This window comes from Lactobacillus agrestimuris (assembly GCF_943193025.1).
Classification (GTDB): Bacteria; Bacillota; Bacilli; order Lactobacillales; family Lactobacillaceae; genus Lactobacillus; species Lactobacillus agrestimuris.
Genome location: NZ_CALPCQ010000006.1, coordinates 74,365 through 94,667 on the forward strand (window position 1 = coordinate 74,365; position 20,303 = coordinate 94,667).

The window sequence follows — 20,303 nt, forward strand, 5'->3', positions numbered from 1 at the left end:
TTAGTCTAAATCTTTATTTATAATTTGGAGCTTCCTTAGTCATTTGAACTTCATGTGGATGTGATTCACGAAGTCCCGCATTAGTGATTTGAACAAATTGTGCCTTTTCAATTAATTCAGGAATATTTGCTGCACCGCAGTAGCCCATTCCTGAACGAAGTCCGCCATCGATTTGGAAAATGACATCACTAACATCACCCTTGTATTCAACACGAGCTTCAACACCTTCAGGAACCAACTTGTTAGCCTCGTTAACCCCGCCTTGGAAATAGCGGTCACTTGAGCCGTGTGATTGCGCCATGGCCCCTACAGAGCCCATTCCGCGGTAACGCTTGTACTTCTTGCCATTATCTTCAAAAATCTCTCCAGGAGCTTCTGTGGTACCTGATAACATACTACCAAGCATTACTGCATTTCCTCCTGCAGCAAGGGCCTTTACAACGTCACCAGAGTATTTAATACCTCCATCAGCGATAATTGGCTTACCATATTCACGAGCAGCACTTGCAGCATCATAAATGGCAGTAATTTGAGGAACACCCACTCCTGCAACAATTCTAGTAGTACAAATGGAACCAGGTCCAATACCAACTTTTACTACATCAACACCTGCATCAAATAATGCACGAGTACCATCACCGGTTGCAACATTACCAGCGATTAAAGTTACATCTGGAAAATGATCACGGATTTCCTTAATCTTGCGAAGAACTCCTGCTGAGTGACCATGAGCAGTATCAATTACAATTGCATCAGCACCAGCTTCTAAAAGTGCTTCAGCTCTTTCAAAGGTATCACTGGTAACCCCCACTGCTGCAGCAACAAGTAAACGGTTTTGGCTATCAACAGCCGCTTTAGTAACATTAGCCGGTACCTGTACACTCTTAACATTTGCGACTTCACCGGCTTGAGCATTGATAGACATATTCTTATGAACCACACCAAGTCCACCTTGAAGAGCCATCGCAATTGCCATTGCACCTTCAGTTACAGTATCCATACCTGCACTGATCAAAGGTATCTTTAATTGCAAGTTATCACTAAGCTTGGTACTTAAATCTACCCCATTTGGTAAAACATGACTTTCTGCTGGAATTAACAGAACATCATCGAAGGTTAAACCTTTTTTTGCAAACTTTGAAGCCCAATTTGACATGAAACAACTCTCCTTTTCTAAGCACAAATTTAATTTAAATTATCCATACTTTACTCGCCTTAAGCTAAGCGGTCAAGGAAAAATAAAAAAATCTTGGCATTTTCTACCAAGATTTTTTGTTATACATTCCATTCGGTCATAAATTCTTCAATGAAATCCTGCATATATGCAGTGCGCCGCTCAGCCTCTTTTTTACCATTTGGAGTATTCATTAAGTCCTTCAAAAGAAATAATTTCTCATAAAAGTGGTTAATCGTTGTTTCCACATGGCCACGGTATTGATCATGATTTATCAACTTAACTGGCTTAATTTCTGGATCATAAATCTTATTTCCATGCTTGCCGCCATAAGTAAAGGCACGGGCAATTCCAATTGCACCAAGGCTTTCAAGTCGATCGGCATCTTGCACATATTGTCCACTGAGCGGCAGTTGATATTTCTTTTCAATATTTGCGGAAAAAGACATGTGCTGAATTGTAAAAAGAATATCTTCAATTTCTAATTCAGAAAAACCAAGCTCAGGAAGTAATTTCTTAATTTGTGCAATTACCTCATCAGGATTATCACAAACTTTTTCGTCGATTGTATCATGCAAATATGCACCAGTTTCAATGATTGCAACGATTCGAGAATCTTCATGTGCATGTGGGTAGTCCGCAAGATACATCTTTTTAGCGAGATGGGCTACTCGTTGACCGTGGTAAAAATCATGTCCTGTAGTTTCGCCAGCTAGTTGCTTTTTGGTAAAATCGATAACTCTGCTAATGTCCATTGAATACCTTTCTTATAAATTTGCTCACTTCGTGATCAAGAAGTGTTACACATCAAAAACAAAGTTTTTGTGAATTTTTTTAAGGAACTTGCTCACTTCGTGATCAAGAAGTGTTACACATCAAAAACAAAGTTTTTGTGTGTAACATCTTTTATCCCATTGAATCCCATACTGGTACTGGAGTTGCCTTTCCTTCAGAAAGTTCTACCAACTTCTTTGGTAAGTACTTCTTCTTCACCACAACTTTGAATAAATATTCATCAAACCAAGCATCATCCATGATAAAGTAGCCATTTTCACCTACTTTTGCACCCCATGAATTTTCTACCTTCCACTTGCGCGGCTTACCATCGACCACATCAACTCCGACCATTGTCATGGCATGAGTTGAACCACTGGCACCAGTAAGAAGACGTTCTTTTTTATCAAGCTTAGTTTCGATTCCAAACAAAGTATCAGTTTGGTACAAATCCTTAGCCAAAATTCCTTTTTGACGGTCACTTTCTTTACCAACATCACAACCAAACCAGAAAATGTCGCCTCCCTTAAGTGAAGCAATCGCGGCATCTTTCAAATTTTCAATTTTTGTGTTTAAAAATTGAACCGGTTTTCCACCGACTACATTATCTTCAAATGGAAGAGCATAAAGCTTATCAAATTCATGATCTGGCGCATTGAATAAAACTACATAGTCATCCAAATCATCAGTAAAGTACTTCTTCCAGAAATCAAGTGGAGTAAGATCTTCATCTAATTGATACTTGCCATCGTCATTGGTGTATTCAAGATCAAATTTTTGAACAGGTTCACCAAAGGCAATTACAGCCATGCGGTAAACTTCATTTAAGAATTCTGTCCGCTTTGCCTCAATTTCGCCCTTTTTGCCTTCTCTAGCAAGTTTACGTAAAACTAGGCCATCTTCACGTAGTTTCATGTTTAAAGCCGTATTGAAGGCAGCAGTGGCGTTTGCAGTAAAACTTTCACCATAGGCATAACTTGGAACCAAACCATATTTTCTAATAAGTGAAACTGCCATATGCCATTGACCGCCATCAGTATCTGGAGCTCGTAAATAGAACTTCACTGTTCGGTCATCAATATCTTGATCAGCCGTTTCTAAAATATGATCAAAGTAAATATTTGCCCGTTCAATTCGATCCCAGAAGAATAAGTAACTTTGAGAGAAAGTGAAATTCTTTGTCTTATACTTCTTAGCAAAATCATGACGAAGAACGTTCAATGCCGCAAATAACCAACAACGTCCTGATTGCTTTTGATCAGTCACATTGTCAGTTTTAATCTCAATTGAAAAATTACGATTTAAATCACGTGTAACTTCTGTATTGTAACTGGCCTTTTGTACCCCATTAGTAACGGTTGCCATTTCCGCAATTTTATTAGCTTTATCATTTTCGTAATTCTTTTGGAAGTTAGCTAATTCTTCAAAACTAAGCTCATGTGCCATATTCTTCCTCCTCGCACTCAGTAAAATTATATTTTGATTAAATTATTATATCCATTTTATCACCAAAAGAAAAAAGAAGATCAAACAAGCTTGATCTTCTATAAAGCTGCTTCTCAGATTTGAACTGAGGACCTCCTCCTTACCACGGCGGTGCTCTACCTCCTGAGCTAAAGCAGCGTATTTATTATATCAAAAAACAGTCATTCTTATCGAATGACTGTTGATTTTATTATATGTTGCTTTAATATTTCGATATTTAAAATCTACACTCACTGCTGCAATTAGTCTTGAGTAACGTCCTTAGTGTTCAACCACTTACCATTTGAAACTTTAACGATCTTCTTACCGTTAACCTTCTTTACAGCTTTTGCAGTGTATTCTGAACCCATCTTAACTGACTTGTTAGTCTTTTCTGCTTTTGCGTTGTATACAGAAACGGTTTGCTTCTTTGTGTCTTTTACAACTACCATGATCTTTTGACCCTTCTTAATTGCTGGATCTGTTGGCGCTACTTGTGCTGGTGCAAGTGCTACTGTTGCTGCACTAACAACTTGACTACCCATACCTGCAAAGCTTAATGCGATAACTACACTTGAAACAACCTTAACTAACTTCTTCATTTTAAATACCTCTATATCTTCACTAATTTAACTCTTGGGATCTTTCATATCCCCTTGACATATATTATTATATAACATCTGTTATATAATGCAAGGGATTTTGTAAAAAAATTATAAAAAAAGACGGCCCTTACGGCCGCCTTAATTAGACTAATTATTTTACATGTACTAAAGTGTACTTTCTCTTACCCTTACGGATAATTACGTACTTACCATCAAAGTCACTTGCAGGATCAATTTCAAAATCAAGATCTTGTTGACGATCACCGTTAACATAGATAGCACCATTTTTAACATCTTCACGTGCTTGACGCTTTGAAGGTTCAATCTTGGTATCTACCAAGAAGTCAACGATATTCTTCTTTTCTTTATCAGTTTCAGCACTTGGAGCACTCTTCAATCCTTGTTCAATTTGCTTAACTGACAATTCCTTTACATTACCTGAGAATAATGCTTCGGTAACCATTTGAGCTTCCTTAAGTCCTTCTTCACCGTGAACGAACTTAGTAACTTCTTCAGCCAACTTCTTTTGAGCTGCACGCTTCCAAGGTTCCTTTTCTGTAGCTTCTGCTAAAGCATCGATTTCTTCATGTGAAAGGAAGGTGAAGTACTTAAGGTACTTCACAACGTCACGGTCATCTTGGTTAATCCAGAATTGGTAGAATTCGTAAGGACTGGTCTTTTCTGGATCAAGCCAAACAGCACCACCGGCTGACTTACCAAACTTAGTACCGTCGGCTTTAAGCATTAATGGAATAGTCAAACCAAATGCAGGGCGGTCACTTCCTTCAAGCTTATGGATCAAATCGATACCGGCAGTGATGTTACCCCATTGGTCACTACCACCAATTTGCATTTGTACGCCTTCATCCTTGTTCAAGTGGTAGAAGTCGATAGCTTGCAAAATTTGGTAGGTAAATTCAGTAAATGAAATACCATTTTCAAGACGGCTAGCAACAACGTCCTTGTTAATCATGTTGTTAACTTGGAAGAATTTACCGTAATCACGCAAAAAGTCGATCAAGTTAAGTTTACCAAGCCATTCAGCGTTGTTTTTAATTTCAAAGTTCTCGGTTCCAAAAAGCTTCTTCATTTGTGCAGTAAGCTTTTCTTCATTCTTCTTAACTTGTTCAGCGGTTTGAAGAACACGTTCGGTCTTTCTACCTGATGGATCACCGATTGAACCAGTACCCCCACCGATCAAAATTACTGGGTGGTAACCCGCCATTTGGAATCTCTTCAAGATCATGAATGGAATAAGGTGACCGATATGAAGAGAATCACCAGTTGGATCAGTACCACAGTAAAGGGCCAAATCATCATGTTCCTTTAAGTACTTACGTAAACCTTCTTCATCGGTTTCTTGGTTAATGGCACCGCGCCATTTTAAATCTTCTAAAATATCAAATTTTGCCATAAGTTACCTCCAACAAAAAACGTCCCTTGGATCAAATCCAAGGGACGACTAAACTTCATCATTAGCCGTGGTACCACCCACGTTCGCGCTAAGTAGCGCCTCAAAAAAGTTTTTACGGGAACAACCCCAATTGTATTTCGCCTAATCAGCCTGCCTAGCTCACACTAACCGCTAGTTCTCTGAACACTGAACTGATCTGCTACTTCGTTAGTAATGATGTTACTTAGTTTTGACCAATTAGTCAACACTTTTAAAATAAAAAATTCTACCGGCAAATGCCAGTAGAATTTAAATTATTGGTTACTTGTAGAATCCTTTAGCAGATAAGCCGTAAGCATCCCCAGCTGTCATATCATATTGAACAGCTTCGTAATCACTAAGAAGTGCACGTTGCTCTGATGTTAAAGTCTTAGGATCAACCCTTTGACCTTTTTGGTTAATTAATTCAAAGCCCTTATCACCTTCAAAATTGATAGTGATTGCAGGTAATTTTTCATGTACTTCAGTAAGAAGTGCTTGATATGGTGTTACCTTTGAATTAGTTTGTTCAAGCATCATTGCAATGAAATCACTTGTATTTACATAGTTTGCGTTCTTAGTAAGCTTAGCCTTAGCACCATGTTCACGTGCATACTTGTTGGAGTAAATGAAGTAACGAGTTGAGTGCATTTGAACTGGATACTTAGCAGTATAACTTTGTGACAAAATACTTGGATAGTGGTCACCGTAGAAGACAATTGTAATTGGCTTGTTAATCTTATCGATTTGACCAATAAACTTCTTAACGGCTTGATCTGTGTATTGAACACCCTTTACATATGTTGCCATTTGTTGTTGAACAGCACCACTGTTGAATAATTCACCAGAAATCTTACCCATGTATTCGTTGTGTGGGTACCAGTCATTGTAAGGCATGTGGTTTTGGATAGAAATCAAATTAATGAATTGACCACCCTTTTGGTCATTGATTTGCTTCAAACCATTTGCATAAGCAGTAAAGTCTGAATTGTAATTACTCTTGCCAAGTTTCTTTTGATCAATGATCTTGTACTTTGAACCTAAGTAAGCAAATTTATTAAACTTGAATCGCTTGTAGTCTTCGATTCTTGAGTAGTAAGTACCAATGAATGGGTGAACTGCTGACTTGTAGTCGAAGTTCATACCAATAGTTGGATAGTACTTGTATCTTGGAACAACTTGAACATATGGTGTTAATGTTGATCTAAACATACCCATGTTAAGACCGGTTAAAGTTTCCCATTCCATGTTGGCAGTACCACCACCATAACCTGCACTAAGCATATTACCGTAGGTAGCACGTTTTTGCATACTTTGAATAAATTTAACTGGGTTTGGAACGCCCTTATCAAACTTAATTGTTGGGAAAGTATATGGATCAACAAAACTTTCACTTAAGTTAAAGACAACAGTTTGATTCTTAATATTATTCTTTCTTGTCTTGTTAATTTCAGCGGCAATCTTAGAATACTTCTCATTCAAATGATCAATTGTAGCCTTTGAGTAGTTCTCTGGCTTATTCATAATTTGAAGGTCAATATAATTCAAGAAGTTTAGAATTGGACCGTTAATTTGAATATCACGCTCTGGATTTCTAAATGATTGCTTATTATCGAAACCATGATTGATATGGTAAATAATAGTTCCATCGTGGTTAAACCAAATTGGAGTAATAAACAAGCATAAACTTAGAAGTGCCCCGATACCTCTGCGCTTCCATGAACCTTTCTTCTTAATTGGGAACTTAATTTCAAGGAAGATAGTTAAAGCAATTATGACAACCAAAGCAATCAAGATCACAACTAAAAGCTGTTCCCCAACCATTGGGATCAAAGTTTTCATGTTGGTTGCTTCACTTAATTCACTTGGATAAATTGGTTCTCCACGTAAGTTAAGTTTAACTTTGTTTGCGATTGCCCAGCCGATTGTAATTACAGAAACTAGGATTGTTGAAGTCCAGTAACGTGTAGTCACAAAGTAAAAGATTGAGAACATTGCATCAAGGAAAATTGTAGTTAAGATAATTGCAAAGAATCTTGTTCCAAGAAGGAAAATCACTGCATTAATATCAGTTGCAGTAGTAATTTGAATTCTTAAATTATCAGATTCAATTAAAAATGACACAAAACTCAAAATATAGAACCAGCCCCAAGTAAGAAGGTTGACATGGTTTTTAATGACCCAATTCTTAAATCCTTCCCAAGCGGCAACAATAATTTCTGCCAAATTATCATGGGAAGTTAAGAAGATCAAGGTTCTTCTAAATGGCTTAATTCTAAATAAGTATTTGTTATAAAGCATAGCAAGCAAGATACTTACAATTACCATGATTACAATCATAAGTAACTTGTTAAAGCCGGCACTCCCAGTGAAACGGAATGAATTCATGAAGCTAGTTGCAATTGGAGCTTGCATGAAAATTATTACTGGAATAAAGAATCTCATTTCAACATTAGTGAATGAAACAATTACCTTCTTAAAAATAAGGAAAATTGCTAAAACCATTACCACAATAAATGGTGATGATGGATTACTTAAGAAGAAACGATTCCAAGTTCCTACACTACGCCCTGACAAGAGTTGGTACCAATATACCCCATTAAATCCAGGCACACCGATAAATACAACTAAGAATGAGATAATTCCAGCTACAATTGACCAATTGAAAACTTTGCTTGTGATTTTAGTTCTAGCTAAAAACATTCCCCAAGCAAAATAAAGAATTAAGTACAATCCATAAATTGAGAAATTGAAAAGCATTGTGCCAGCACTTGTTGCAAAACCAACAACAGTTAAAGTGCTGAGTAATAAAAAGTTTTGTTTGTCAGTTAACTTGCTTTGGAGTTCTAACAAATATGGTTGAACCAAAATACTAAAGATTAATCCTGAAAGAATCACTGAAGTACTGGTTAAAACTGGGAAGAATACTCCCCAGAGTTTCCACATATTAAAACTACCTGGAGACTTGAAGAAATACACCAAATAGAACAAAACCAAAGTTACTACAGCGAGTATCCAAAATCTAAAGGCCTCTGCTGGGTGAACTTTTTTCTTGCTATAGACGGCACCAAATACCATTGGCACTAAAACTATTGTGGCACTTTCAGCCATTTTTGGAACAAATCTCAGCAAGCTTCCAAGTGGCAAACGTCCAAATGAGCCACCAAAATTATAAGCTAATGCGATCATTACGAAAGTAGCTGCTAACAAGCAAATTGCTTGCCAAGCTGTTAATGATCTTTTTGTCTTATTTTCCCTCATTTTTCTAGTTTCTAGTCCTTACTATAAATCTACCTTTGCTTTACACCTAGTTTTTTCTTCAGTGTAACCAAGATGTCGACTCTCTTACCGTTTCCAGAAAAGAAGTCAATGATGTCATGTCTAAACTGGAAGCACATAATTGCTGTAATTATCCAGAAGATAATTCCTGCTTCAACAGAATGGATAGTCGCATCAATACTAAATAGTATCATAAATACAAGTGGCGGAATTGTTAAATTCTTCATCACAATTACTAAGAATAATGCAATTAAAAGTGTGATAAGCCCAGCTTTCCAATCATAAACTACAGTTAAAAGAGCCGCAACGGCAACTCCTTTACCGCCTTTGAAATGATCAAGAATTGGAAAACAGTGACCTAATATCAGCCCTAAACCTGCATAAGCCAAATTCAACTCACCTGGAAAAGCAAAATGGACAATTAACAATGCGATAGCCGTTTTAGACAAATCACCGATACAAGTTAAAATCCCCCACTTCTTTCCAAAGACAGCACCCATATTGGCAGTTCCTGGATTTCCAGAACCAAACTTGGTCGGATCTTTCTTCAAGAAAAAATGACCAATGATCATTGCAAATAATAAATTTCCAAAAATGTAACCTATCAGGATTGACCACAATCTAGTCATCGTTATCACCCGATTCTACATAATCATAAATTTGATAATTCTGCGTTTCACCACTACCAAACTTAAAGCCGTTTTGAATGTTCTTTTCATTCTGGAAGGTTTCATTGTTGTTGATAGTTTCTGGTTTAAGCCCTAATTCCTTTCGACAATAATCAGAAACTCTTTGCAATTCTTCAGTTGATTGAACTTGGTATGCTGCATCATCAATTTTAGCATTATAACCATGTAAATAATCGCTCTTTTCGGTTTGAGCGCAACCACGATAATTCATAGCAATCTGTTGCAAAGCACTAAATGGCAAGTTAGTTCTAACATTTCCAGAAACTGACTCTAAAATTGAATTCAAGTTAGAAAGCGAACTTACTGAAACAGCCTTCTTAATCAAAGTCGTAATCACTTGTCTTTGACGTTCTTGACGGCCGTAATCTCCCTTAGGATCATCATAACGCATTCTTGAATATGCAAGCGCTCCGCCTCCACCCATATGGGTTAATTGACCTTTCTTAAAGACGTAACCACCATATTCAAAACTTAAAGTTGGACGGATATTAATTCCACCAACATAGCGAATCATCTTCATAATTCCGCCCATATTAACTACTGCATAGTATTTAATTGGGACATTAATTAATTTCGATACTGTATTCATCGCCATCTTGCTTCCACCCATAGCATAAGCCGCGTTGATCTTCTCCACCTTAAATTCATCTGCTCCAACCATTTGCGCCATGGTATCACGTGGAATCGACATTAAGGTATAACGCTTCTTTTGTGGATTTACAATTGCGAGAATTAATGTATCAGTATTTCCTCTTTTATCAGTTCTATCTAGTGCCCCAGTATCAGTCCCCATCAAAAGAACAGCGAATTTATGCTTACCGTTAAATTCACCTTTTCCAATATGAACTTGATTTTGCGGATCATAAGTCTTATCAACTGCATTCTTAGTCTTGAAATAAAGATAACCAAAGTATCCTGCCACTCCAAGTGCAACAATGATTATGATTGAAATAATCCATGTTATTACGTGACGCCTTTTTTTGTAATCTTTTGAATGCAATTGAACTCGACTACTCTGAGGTTTATTATCATTATTCTTCATATATCAACTACCTAAAATACTAAGTAAAATCACAATGAGTGTATTATATCAAAAAAAGCAGCCCTTTGACGGTCTGCTTTTTCATCTTATTAAAATTGTTACATTTTTAGGCAATAGTAAAAGTCAATTCAAAAGCTTGATCGGCTCCGCCTGCAAGCCGCATTTCATTACTACTGAAATCGATTTGATCGTCTTTAATTTGTGCAGTAAATTCTGCTGGCTCAATCGTAATTGAGTGATCATCTTTAAGTAATTTAATTAAACTTACAGCTTTTGAAGCTTGCCATCCTTCCATCAAAGGCAAAACCATTCCTAGTGAAAATGGCATATCTTTAGAAGAATTATTCTTTACATGAAATGACACAGTTAGCTGATTACCTTCAACTACATATGTCACCATAATTTCAAAATGAAATGGGAATTCCTTATAACTTTCAGGTGTATCAATTAAAGTAAGACTGACCCGTGCATCTCCTTTATCAACAACAGTCCATGGAAGTTCAAGTGCCCAATTCTTTTTATCGATGCTTGGAAAAACGATCGATATATTCTCTTGCTTATGATCATCTTGAAGATAATCAAATTCTGCAGGGATGTAGGCAAGATGATTAACACTTGCACCATTTTCATCGACTGACAAACGCAAGAGAGAGTTTTCAATTGTTTGCATATTTTTTCTCCCAACTATACCTCAGTAATAAGTTTGCACTTAATTAGGTCGAGTGTCAATTTTCTTTATTCAATTGACGTGACGATCGTCTTAATTACAGGATTACTTTTCTCAGCCAAATGAATCAAAGCCAGTCATTAATATTTTCATAAGGATCACCTCGAAAATTAAAAAATAATGGAAAAACACTGTTGTTTATAATATAATAAACCTGTTCTATAAAATTAAAAGTAAAAAACATTAATTTTTGGAGCAAGTTGATAAAAAGAAGACATCGACCTTGGTTGATGTCTTTTTTTGCCTTTAATTTTGAAAAAAGTTCAAAAAATCCTCAATCATTACGATTGAGGATTTTTGACTCAATAAACTAAAAATTAGTCATCAAGCTTTTCTTTGTTAACAACGTTCAAGTGTTCATCGAATGTGTAAACTACTGGTTCACCAGTCTTCATTTCAAGATTCATAATGTCTTCATCTGAAATGTTTTCGATGTACTTAGTCAAAGCACGAAGTGAGTTACCGTGTGCTGCGATGATTACGTTCTTACCATCAAGAAGGTCAGGAGCAATGTGATCTTCCCAGAAAGGCATTACACGATCAAGACAAGTGTGAAGGTTTTCTGCCTTTGGTACGATACGTGGGTCAAGGTTTGCGTAACGACGGTCATGAACTTGACTGTATTCGTTATCATCTTCGATAGCTGGTGGCAATACATCGTATGAACGACGCCAAATGTGAACTTGTTCGTCACCATACTTTTCAGCAGTAGCCTTCTTGTTTAAACCTTGAAGAGCACCGTAATGACGTTCGTTAAGTCTCCATGACTTAGTTTCTGGAATCCAGAGTTGGCCACTTTCTTCAAGTGCAAAGTGCAAAGTCTTGATAGCACGAGTTAATAATGAAGTATAAGCTTGGTCAAATTCAAGACCGTGTTCCTTGATTAAACGACCAGCTCTTTTAGCTTCTTCAACACCTTTTTCTGAAAGGTTTACATCAACCCAACCAGTAAATTGGTTTGAAAGGTTCCATTCACTTTGTCCATGACGGATCAATACTAATTTTGACATGAAATATCTCCTTCTGAAATTCAATGTTTCCGATATTATTTTACACGCTTAGAGAAAAAATGCATAGTTCTTACGTAAAAAAGCTAAAGAATTTCTTAAAGATGGTAGAATAGATAATTGAAAACACATATGAAAGATAGGGAAATTTATGACAGAGAAGATTAAACTAAATGGTGGATCACTCTCCATTGAACAGCTCAATGCAATTTTTAGTACTATTCCACAAGAATTTGATGTTCTTGATGATCAAGATGTTGTTGTTTGGTCATCGATGAATAAACACCGCATGTTCAAAAGAACCGAAAGCGATATTGGTAAAACCGTGTTTGAAGTGCATCCCGGTCACAGTCAAAGTCATGTTAAGTCTGTCTTGAAGCAAATGCACAATGGTAAACGTAAATCTATTTCAATTATGATTACTAAAGACGATGTTCCTGTTAACATCTCCTTTTACAGCTTACACAATGAAGAAGGAAAATATATCGGCTGCATCGAAGTAACTCAACCAGTCGATAAATACCAAACTCGCGGTAGTAAACTACGTAATATTATGAATATGTTTAAGAAAAATTAAGAGAAATATTTGCTTAAAGAGTTATTATTTAAGCAAATATTTTTTTAGGGAGATTTAGAATGAAAAAAATTAATTTCAAAAAATTTCTAACTTTCGCCTTAACTGGCGTTGCAGTTTTATCATTGGCCGCATGTTCAAATAATAGTAACAGTGCTAACAAAGAAAATTTACCAAGCGCTAAAAAAGTTTTAACTGGTGCCCAAAATACCAAATTAAATTCCATGACAGCTAATTGGCTTCAGACAAATGCAGCCGGCAAAGAAACTCAAAAAGCTACTGCTCAGTATCAGAAAAAGCCAGTCGTAATTCACGCTGACTTCTCAACAGAAGGGAGTCACTATAAGATGTGGATTGATGGCAAATACAACTATATTCAAAGCAAAGGTACTGCAACAAACAAATGGTTCAAAACCAAGATCTCTAGTTCCTCATCTTATGCCCAACTTACTGCTGATTTAGCTCAATCGGCTATTCTTTCACTTAGCAGTAGCTCCGCAAATTTATTTAAAGTAAGTAAAACAAATAATGGATATTTGTTAAGTTACTCTGGAAATAATAAAAAGATTTGGAAATCAATCATCCAAGATTCAATGATTACTTCAGTGATCGGAATTGATCCCAATAATGTTGAACCTGATAAAACTACTATAAAGATTAATACCGATAGCAAATATAACTTAACTAAAGTTGATATTGATGCCGGTTATAAAGATGATGGTACAAGTAAGCATTTAAAATTAAATATTGACGATATTAATAAAAGCTCTAAACTTAAAGTACCGGATTCTGTTACCAAGTCCGCTGTGAAGTTGAGTAATTAAGAAAGTAATATTTTAGAAAAGGGAGTTTTCATTTATCTATGAAATTTAAAAAGATTTTTTTTGCCGTGCCAATCCTGGCAGCTTTTCTTCTTGCTGGTTGCAATCAACAAAAAAAGGAAGCTGCTCCAAAGAATTTAACTAAGACTGAAGTTATTAAGAAGTCACAAAAGAGCTTTAAGAGTGGTCAAGTAATTCAATCACTCAAGCTTTCAACAGACACTTCATCTCAAATTATTATTGCAAATACTATTTTTGGTGGAGAGTCAACTGTTTTCCACATTAATAACCAAACTTCTGCTAATGGTAAGAGTAGTACTTCTGAACAATGGGTTAACAATTCTGGTAATGTTTACCTTAAGGGTAGCGGCGCTTGGTACAAGTCTGGCTTAGAAAAATTAAGTGGCCATACTTATGCCGATCTTCTTGAAACTGTTATGAACAATTCTATTATCTTCAACCCTGATAAAAAGTTGGTTGATGCTTACAAGATGAAACGTGAAGGTCAAACCTATACTTTAACCGCTAAAGTTACTGATCAAAAGATTATGAAAGAAGCGGCTTCAAATATCTTTAATACAATTGGTCAAAGTACGGCTCAAGAAAAATTGTTTACTAATATGCAAAAGTACGGCAAATACACTAGCATGGACGTTAAGATGATTGTTAAAGATGATAAACTTTCTTCATGCAATATCTTCGTTAACATGTCACTTGGCAAGTTCTCTAAGGTTCGTTTAGGTCAAAGTTATGGTAACTTTGGTAGCCACGACTTCTTAAAGCTTCCTGACAACGCCTTGGATGCTAAGCCACTTCCAACAACTAAAACTAAAAAATAATTACGGTTCACAGATATAAAAAAGCCTGAATTTTCAATCGAAAATTCAAGCTTTTTTTCTGCTATCTTTTACTTAAAGTTTGTCTAATCTTATCGGCCGCTTCAAATTTACCTGAGAAGATAATGATATCTCCTGGCTCAATCACAGTTGTACCATGTGGTGCAAGCCAAGTGCCATCTCTTCGAATTCGGCTGATTGTAATCTGATCAATGAAATCCCAATCCATCAAACGAGTACCGGTGTACTTAGTGTTACGTACACGAACTGAGTAAAGAATATTCTTAGTATCAGTAATAACTTGGTAAACAGAAGGTGTTTCAATTAAGGCTCTAAGAAGAGCTGCACGAACATTGCTGAAGTTAAAGATTTCAATTCCTTCATCCTGAAGTTCGTTAACAGTATCGACATCTGGCTGCATCAAGATAGCGATAACGCGGTTAACCCCTGCCTTTTTGGCCATTTTCGCTAAGTTATAGTTCTTCTTATCATCTCGAAGTGCCGCAACGAAGATATCATTATCAAAGGCACCGGCCTTAGTTAGCTCTTCTTCATTCAGGTGAGGAATCAAATCTACAGTTGCCCTACTCTTGAAAGTATCATATTGATTTTTATTATTGGTAAAAATCGTGACTGAATACCAATTATCATGAAGATCATGTACAACTGGCATAGTAAAAGTATTGGCACCGATGATGGCAACTCTCTGCTTAATTCGATCTTCTGGACTCAAAACAAAATTTGAATTGAAGATAATTGGTGAAACAATACATACAATTACTGCAGCCAAAATGAAAATATCTGAGTGAATTTGATCAATTACCTTAAGTCGTCTAGCAACTTGTAAAGTTGGCAAAACAATTGTAATCGTTGTTGCGGTAAGAAAGCCGCCGGCAAAGGCATTCCTGCGATCAAACTTAGTTAAGTAAGTGATCACTACTGGTGTTTTGGCAATAAATAAGAAAATTACCAAAACTGGTAATAGCATCAAGACTTCTGGATGAGCCAAAATTCTTCTAAGGTTAAGTCCAACTCCGGTCATAATGAAGAAAATTGGAATAAAGAATCCATAACCAATTGAGGTTAGTTTTTCCTTAGTTTCTTCACTTGGTTGAAGCAATTTCATAACCATTCCGGCTAAGAAGGCACCTAAGATATTTTCGGCACCAACAGTTTCTGCCACTGTAACTAGAGCAAAAATTAGGAAGAATGCTAAACGAATATCAAGTTGAGTGGTAGCCTTAGTACTTTTCACAAACCATTCATAAGGCTGGCGGAATCTCCATAATAAGAAAATTGCTGCTACAAACAAGAGAATGATTAACCATAATCTTTCAGCATTACCACCGTGCAAAGATGCATAAATGGTTAAAAGCAAAAGTGGAATTACTTCCCCCATAACCGCCGTCAGCAAAATTGTCTGTCCAATTGGTCGACCTAAAATATCCTTTTCCTTCAAGGTTGCGATAACTACCCCAAGCGCCACTGTCATGAAGATAATTGCAGCAAGTGGGATTTCGCTAAATAGGTTGAAGATCTTAAGCAAGTACGCGAGCACAATTGACATAATTGCGACCCCACCAAAAGCAATTGCTGCAGTTGGCAAAGGATCAACCATTTTTCCTGCCTGGCTGCGAGATTTTTGATTATTCTTTTTACTTAATAAGTCGAAATCAATTTCCATCCCTGACAAGAACATCAGCAGGATAACCCCTAAATTGGATAAAAAACTTAAATCATGCGTTGAAGTAATCAGATTAAATCCGCTGGTACCCATAATTATTCCTACAATAATTTCGGCAACAGCAGTTGGCACATTGTTAACGTTGAATCGTGCCATAAAAATCGGGATTACCAGCGCAAGTAATACAACTAGAAATAGTGATAATTGTTCCATTATCAGCTCCCCCTCCATTGTGAAAATTATACAAAAAAAGCCGCATCTTTGCGACTTCTATCTATTTGAAATTATCAACTTTAACAAATTGAGTAGCACTAACTGCATAATACTTCTCACCGCGAATAGTTACTGGACTACCATAAGTCTTAATCGCATTGCCCTTCAAGAGCTTGGTATTACCAGACCTAACTCCAACCGTGTCATAAATATATGAATTATGAATCAAGGTTCTCATTGTTCCATCAACATTAGCAGCAACAATGTATTTATTCTTCCCAATTTCATAATATTTGGTCTTCTTAATGGTCTTGCTAGACTTAATCTTGATTACTGTTCCAGCTTGTTTCATCGCTTGACTTTTAATGCGCTTGCCTGATTTATCATAAACATAAGCATCCCTCATCAAGATACTCTCACCAGGCTTAACTTTAGGAATTGCTTTGATTAAATCTTCCGGATTAACTGCCTTTTCTTTCTTAGGCTTTTTCTGCTTGGCTTCTTGTAAATCATAATAGTAAGTTACAAGATCGCAGAATTGATCCATCGAGTAACCCCATTTAGCAAAATAACCGTCTGGATCGCCATGGTCAGTACCACCTAAAAACTTCGAAACAGCAAGGTGAGACCAAATAGTTCCTTGACCATTGTGAGTCGCATTAGTCGGCTTAAGCTTATAACGATGTAACATCTGCGCAACCCAAATTGCGTCATTATTTACACTCTTAGCAAAATCGTTACGATTATTCTCTTCACAAAGTTCCACTTGAATGAAACGATCATTAGCATTAGGTCCAGCTCCCCAAACACCATAATCTGGCGTCATCATCTGAATCACAGTACCGTGATCAACGAAAGCATGAACATAAGCATACATTTTGTTCCAATCACGATTGAAGTAAATCGCCTCATTTTTGGCACTAGCACCAGGATCGGCAGTTTCGTGAATAACTACACCTTCGGGCTTGCCCTTTCGGTAAACAATTTTGTTTTGTTCGTAAAACTTGTTATAGCGAATATTTTGCGTCTTCAACCATTGATATAAAAAAGTTGTCCCTACATAATCTGACTTCTTGGCTAGATCGTTAATTGCATCGGCATTAGTATTGGTATTTTTGAAAAAAGCAGCTGCGATCGCAAGCACGATTGCAGCTACTATTATCAGTGACTTCTTAAGTTTCAAATTATTATCCCCTATTTTAAGAAAGATTATTGCTTAGCAAAATTTGAAACTTTGACATATTGTCTAATGCCAATCTTGTAATACTTCTTACCAATGATGGTTACAGACTTGCCGTAGGTTGCAAGAGTTTCGCCCTTCTTGTGAACGATTAAATTATCACGGTTTCCACTACCGTTGTAAACATAAGTGTTGTGATTCAAAACGCGCAAAGTTCCGTCAATATTGCCAGCTGCAACATAACGATCTTCACCAACCTTGTAGTATTTCTTACCTTTTATGGTCTTGGTACCATAAACAGTAACTACACTATATTCTTTAAGTGACTTGGTTCCCTTTACACGTTTACCTTTACCATTGTATAGATAAGCATTATGCATTACTTGCTTGTTAGCTTGGGATTCTTGTGCTTTAGGTGCTTGAGTTGAAGCAAGTGCAGCACCCTTCTTGAAGATTGTACTGTTTACCCAACCTTTACCAGCGATATGCATTCTCTTAGAACCATCGTAGTATGTAATGGTTTTATCAACAGTAACATTTTCGCCTTTTTTAACTGAGTTAGATTTTGCAGAAACTGAATGGTCAGTTGGCCAAGCATAAGTTGCAGCATTTTGCTTAACAGTGTAAGACTTACTTTCCTTACTAATCTTAGGATCATACTTAGTTAAATTTGATTGAGCAATACGAGTGTTAAGACTTTGATCATATTTGTGGTCAGTCGCATATGTTCCAGTTAATGCCTTAGTAGCACTAGCTGAGTTAGCAGCGTTTTCGATCCATGCTCCTTTGTAACGATCTGGTTGCCAGCTAACACCATTTCTTAACTTATTACCATTATCTTCGAATGATTGTTCAAAAGATGAATACTTTCTAAAGTTAGCAGTAATGTAATAGCTCTTACCCTTCTTATTTTCTTCACGGGTTCTTGCGCTATAAACTTGACCAGCCCAATCTTCGCCACCTTTAATTCCGAATAAGTTATTTGCTTCAGTAGCAAGTGTTGAAGTTCCCCAGTTTGATTCAAGAATTGCTTGAGCAATCATAACAGATGGATAAAGTCCGTACTTCTTGGAAGCCTTTTGAGCTTGACGAGCAGCCTTATTTAAAAATGCATTTTGATCTAAAGTAGCCGCTTCAGCAGTATGAGTTGATGTCTTATTAATCAATGGCAAGTTACTCATTGCTGGTACAACAGCTGAAGCAAGAGCTGTAGCGGTAGCAACACCAGTAATAAATTTTCTCTTCATATAATCTTCTTCTCCTCTGCATACTAATATCTTTATTGTAAACAGATATCCGGCCCTATACAACTATCAGTGGCGTTTTGCAATAAAAAAATAATATTACTGCAATTAAATTCCAATAAAATTAAAATTATTATTCCGCTATTTTTAGATTTAACTCGTTTCAGGTAAAAAAAGATTTTTTGCGTACATATAAATTTAATTTAAAAATGCGGCTAAATCAATTAAAAAAGTAAAATCCTAATCTGACAGTAATCCTCCATTATTTGTTAAAATAATGAATAGAAGTAAAATCTACTTATCAAGTAGATTTTCAAGAAAGGAATATTCGAATATGAAAAAAACAAAACTCGCTGGCCTCTTAGCAGCCTCATTATTAACAATTGCCCCACTTGCTGCAACTACAATCTCATCAAGCGTCGAAGCTGCCTCAATTGCAGTAAACAACACTAACTATTCATTCTTACACGTACCAGTTAACGGCAACGTTGATGTTACCGCAATCAAAAATACCTTCGGTGAACCTGGCACTACTGTTTCAGTTGATATTAGCAAGGTTGAAACTCGCATTGCCTCAACTTACCCAGTCGAAGTTACTAAGACTATCCTATCAACTGGTTACCCTGACACCTTCACTCTTAATGTAATCGTCGGTGACCAACACGATCTTCAAGAACTTCAAGGTGCAGCTGATTCAGATGCTGAAGTTTACAAGATTGACGGTAATACTGTTAGTGAAACTGGTATCTACGTTAAAGATGGTGCCAAGGTTTCAACTTACGGAACTACCACAGTTAATGGTGTATCCTACACCCGCTTAAACGGTGCCAACTCTAATCTTTATCTAAAAACTAACTGGTTCGATGGCTCTTACACTAAAGGTACCGACAGTGATTTGATTACTAAGTACATCATGCACAAGGCTGCTATCTACGACAAGAATGGTAAGAAAACTGGTAAATCTTATCGTGAATTCAGAAATATTGATGTTTACCCAGATACTGTGAAGATCAATGGCACTGAATACTACAGAGTTTACAATACTTCTGAGTATGTAAAGGCCACAAACATTGATGGTACTAAGAGAACCTTGAAGTCTAATGCTTATGTTTACAAAAATAGCAAGACTCGTGCTAACAAGAAGGTCTTGAAAAAAGGCACTAAAGTTACAACTTATGGTGCACCTTACAAGTTTGCTAATGGTAAATATTACTACCGCATTGGTAAAGGTAAGCAATATGTAAGAACTGCTAACTTTTAGAAAATTTTGAAAAATAGGATCAATATTGGTCCTATTTTTTATATATGGAAGTATTACCTCAACTATTTAGAAAACAACTTAAAAAACAGAACAAATAATTATTTACAATCTTATGTTGTAAGTTTTCTGCAGATTCAAATACCTTTAGTCTCACAAGCCTTGATATACCAACATCTTTTCTGCATATTTGCTGCAGGTTTTCTGCAGGTTCAAATACCTATAGTCTCACAAGCCTTGATATACCAACATCTTTTCTGCATATTTGCTGCAGGTTTTCTGCAGGTTCAAATACCTATA

The 20,303-nt window shown here is 36.4% G+C and carries 17 protein-coding genes and 1 tRNA gene; 4 read left to right on the top strand and 14 right to left on the bottom strand.

What is annotated here, in order from left to right:
- Positions 1-13 precede the first annotated feature (13 nt).
- The 11 genes from guaB to NFR82_RS03030 all read right to left on the bottom strand — a co-directional run bounded on the left by guaB (position 14) and on the right by NFR82_RS03030 (position 12,196).
- Positions 14-1,156: an IMP dehydrogenase gene (gene guaB, locus NFR82_RS02980; protein ID WP_251716674.1), complete on the bottom strand. Its 1,143-nt coding sequence runs from the start codon at positions 1,154-1,156 to the stop codon at positions 14-16.
- 119 nt (positions 1,157-1,275) lie between these two features.
- The gene (locus tag NFR82_RS02985; protein WP_251716676.1) at positions 1,276-1,929 is read right to left on the bottom strand and encodes an HD domain-containing protein; all 654 of its coding nucleotides are present in this window, start codon (positions 1,927-1,929) and stop codon (positions 1,276-1,278) included.
- Positions 1,930-2,080: 151 nt separating this feature from the next.
- Positions 2,081-3,394 carry a C1 family peptidase gene (locus NFR82_RS02990; protein WP_251716677.1) on the bottom strand — a complete coding sequence of 438 codons (1,314 nt, stop codon included), beginning with the start codon at positions 3,392-3,394 and terminating at the stop codon, positions 2,081-2,083.
- 104 nt (positions 3,395-3,498) lie between these two features.
- Positions 3,499-3,571, bottom strand: a tRNA-Thr gene (locus NFR82_RS02995).
- Between the two features lie 104 nt (positions 3,572-3,675).
- On the bottom strand, positions 3,676-4,014 hold the full coding sequence (locus tag NFR82_RS03000; protein WP_251716296.1) for a hypothetical protein: 339 nt from the start codon (positions 4,012-4,014) through the stop codon (positions 3,676-3,678).
- A 154-nt stretch (positions 4,015-4,168) separates the two neighbouring features.
- Complete coding sequence (gene tyrS / locus NFR82_RS03005; protein WP_251716678.1) at positions 4,169-5,431, bottom strand: tyrosine--tRNA ligase; 1,263 nt, start codon at positions 5,429-5,431, stop codon at positions 4,169-4,171.
- Positions 5,432-5,731: 300 nt separating this feature from the next.
- Positions 5,732-8,710: an LTA synthase family protein gene (locus tag NFR82_RS03010; protein ID WP_251716680.1), complete on the bottom strand. Its 2,979-nt coding sequence runs from the start codon at positions 8,708-8,710 to the stop codon at positions 5,732-5,734.
- Positions 8,711-8,739: 29 nt separating this feature from the next.
- Complete coding sequence (locus NFR82_RS03015) at positions 8,740-9,357, bottom strand: glycerol-3-phosphate acyltransferase (protein ID WP_251716681.1); 618 nt, start codon at positions 9,355-9,357, stop codon at positions 8,740-8,742.
- On the bottom strand, positions 9,350-10,459 hold the full coding sequence (locus NFR82_RS03020) for an LCP family glycopolymer transferase (RefSeq protein WP_251716682.1): 1,110 nt from the start codon (positions 10,457-10,459) through the stop codon (positions 9,350-9,352). Before NFR82_RS03020 ends, NFR82_RS03015 begins: the two co-directional genes overlap by 8 nt.
- A gap of 106 nt (positions 10,460-10,565) precedes the next feature.
- The gene (locus NFR82_RS03025; RefSeq protein ID WP_251716684.1) at positions 10,566-11,129 is read right to left on the bottom strand and encodes an aldose epimerase family protein; all 564 of its coding nucleotides are present in this window, start codon (positions 11,127-11,129) and stop codon (positions 10,566-10,568) included.
- Positions 11,130-11,503: 374 nt separating this feature from the next.
- Positions 11,504-12,196, bottom strand: a complete 693-nt coding sequence (locus tag NFR82_RS03030; protein WP_251716685.1) for a 2,3-diphosphoglycerate-dependent phosphoglycerate mutase — start codon at positions 12,194-12,196, stop codon at positions 11,504-11,506.
- A gap of 148 nt (positions 12,197-12,344) precedes the next feature.
- Between NFR82_RS03030 and NFR82_RS03035 the strand changes: the two genes are divergently transcribed.
- The 3 genes from NFR82_RS03035 to NFR82_RS03045 are packed head-to-tail and all read left to right on the top strand — an operon-like array spanning position 12,345 to position 14,427.
- Positions 12,345-12,770 carry a PAS domain-containing protein gene (locus tag NFR82_RS03035; protein ID WP_251716686.1) on the top strand — a complete coding sequence of 142 codons (426 nt, stop codon included), beginning with the start codon at positions 12,345-12,347 and terminating at the stop codon, positions 12,768-12,770.
- A 59-nt stretch (positions 12,771-12,829) separates the two neighbouring features.
- Complete coding sequence (locus NFR82_RS03040; RefSeq protein ID WP_251716688.1) at positions 12,830-13,591, top strand: DUF6612 family protein; 762 nt, start codon at positions 12,830-12,832, stop codon at positions 13,589-13,591.
- A 38-nt stretch (positions 13,592-13,629) separates the two neighbouring features.
- Positions 13,630-14,427: a DUF6612 family protein gene (locus NFR82_RS03045; RefSeq protein ID WP_251716689.1), complete on the top strand. Its 798-nt coding sequence runs from the start codon at positions 13,630-13,632 to the stop codon at positions 14,425-14,427.
- A gap of 61 nt (positions 14,428-14,488) precedes the next feature.
- Here the strand turns inward: NFR82_RS03045 and NFR82_RS03050 are convergent, their stop codons facing one another.
- The 3 genes from NFR82_RS03050 to NFR82_RS03060 form a co-directional block, all read right to left on the bottom strand.
- Entirely contained in the window at positions 14,489-16,321 is a 1,833-nt protein-coding gene (locus tag NFR82_RS03050; RefSeq protein WP_251716690.1) for a monovalent cation:proton antiporter family protein, read from the bottom strand.
- 61 nt (positions 16,322-16,382) lie between these two features.
- Positions 16,383-17,504, bottom strand: a complete 1,122-nt coding sequence (locus NFR82_RS03055) for an SLAP domain-containing protein (RefSeq protein WP_251716692.1) — start codon at positions 17,502-17,504, stop codon at positions 16,383-16,385.
- Positions 17,505-17,530: 26 nt separating this feature from the next.
- A complete protein-coding gene (locus NFR82_RS03060; RefSeq protein WP_251716693.1) occupies positions 17,531-18,748 on the bottom strand; it encodes a glucosaminidase domain-containing protein in 1,218 nt (405 codons plus the stop codon).
- Between the two features lie 331 nt (positions 18,749-19,079).
- Here NFR82_RS03060 and NFR82_RS03065 point away from each other — a divergent pair, with 331 nt between their 5' ends.
- Positions 19,080-20,006, top strand: coding sequence for an SLAP domain-containing protein (locus NFR82_RS03065; protein WP_251716695.1), 927 nt, complete (start codon positions 19,080-19,082; stop codon positions 20,004-20,006).
- Positions 20,007-20,303: the final 297 nt, after the last annotated feature.

Excerpts from the sequence above, each read along its gene's own strand:
- NFR82_RS03025 (WP_251716684.1), bottom strand. The coding sequence starts at position 11,129 with ATGCAAACAATTGAAAACTCTCTCTTGCGTTTGTCAGTCGATGAAAAT.
- NFR82_RS03065 (WP_251716695.1), top strand. The coding sequence starts at position 19,080 with ATGAAAAAAACAAAACTCGCTGGCCTCTTAGCAGCCTCATTATTAACA.
- NFR82_RS03030 (WP_251716685.1), bottom strand. The coding sequence starts at position 12,196 with ATGTCAAAATTAGTATTGATCCGTCATGGACAAAGTGAATGGAACCTT.
- NFR82_RS03000 (WP_251716296.1), bottom strand. The coding sequence starts at position 4,014 with ATGAAGAAGTTAGTTAAGGTTGTTTCAAGTGTAGTTATCGCATTAAGC.
- NFR82_RS03035 (WP_251716686.1), top strand. The coding sequence starts at position 12,345 with ATGACAGAGAAGATTAAACTAAATGGTGGATCACTCTCCATTGAACAG.
- guaB (WP_251716674.1), bottom strand. The coding sequence starts at position 1,156 with ATGTCAAATTGGGCTTCAAAGTTTGCAAAAAAAGGTTTAACCTTCGAT.
- tyrS (WP_251716678.1), bottom strand. The coding sequence starts at position 5,431 with ATGGCAAAATTTGATATTTTAGAAGATTTAAAATGGCGCGGTGCCATT.
- NFR82_RS02990 (WP_251716677.1), bottom strand. The coding sequence starts at position 3,394 with ATGGCACATGAGCTTAGTTTTGAAGAATTAGCTAACTTCCAAAAGAAT.
- NFR82_RS03045 (WP_251716689.1), top strand. The coding sequence starts at position 13,630 with ATGAAATTTAAAAAGATTTTTTTTGCCGTGCCAATCCTGGCAGCTTTT.
- NFR82_RS02985 (WP_251716676.1), bottom strand. The coding sequence starts at position 1,929 with ATGGACATTAGCAGAGTTATCGATTTTACCAAAAAGCAACTAGCTGGC.
- NFR82_RS03050 (WP_251716690.1), bottom strand. The coding sequence starts at position 16,321 with ATGGAACAATTATCACTATTTCTAGTTGTATTACTTGCGCTGGTAATC.
- NFR82_RS03020 (WP_251716682.1), bottom strand. The coding sequence starts at position 10,459 with ATGAAGAATAATGATAATAAACCTCAGAGTAGTCGAGTTCAATTGCAT.
- NFR82_RS03040 (WP_251716688.1), top strand. The coding sequence starts at position 12,830 with ATGAAAAAAATTAATTTCAAAAAATTTCTAACTTTCGCCTTAACTGGC.
- NFR82_RS03015 (WP_251716681.1), bottom strand. The coding sequence starts at position 9,357 with ATGACTAGATTGTGGTCAATCCTGATAGGTTACATTTTTGGAAATTTA.
- NFR82_RS03010 (WP_251716680.1), bottom strand. The coding sequence starts at position 8,710 with ATGAGGGAAAATAAGACAAAAAGATCATTAACAGCTTGGCAAGCAATT.
- NFR82_RS03060 (WP_251716693.1), bottom strand. The coding sequence starts at position 18,748 with ATGAAGAGAAAATTTATTACTGGTGTTGCTACCGCTACAGCTCTTGCT.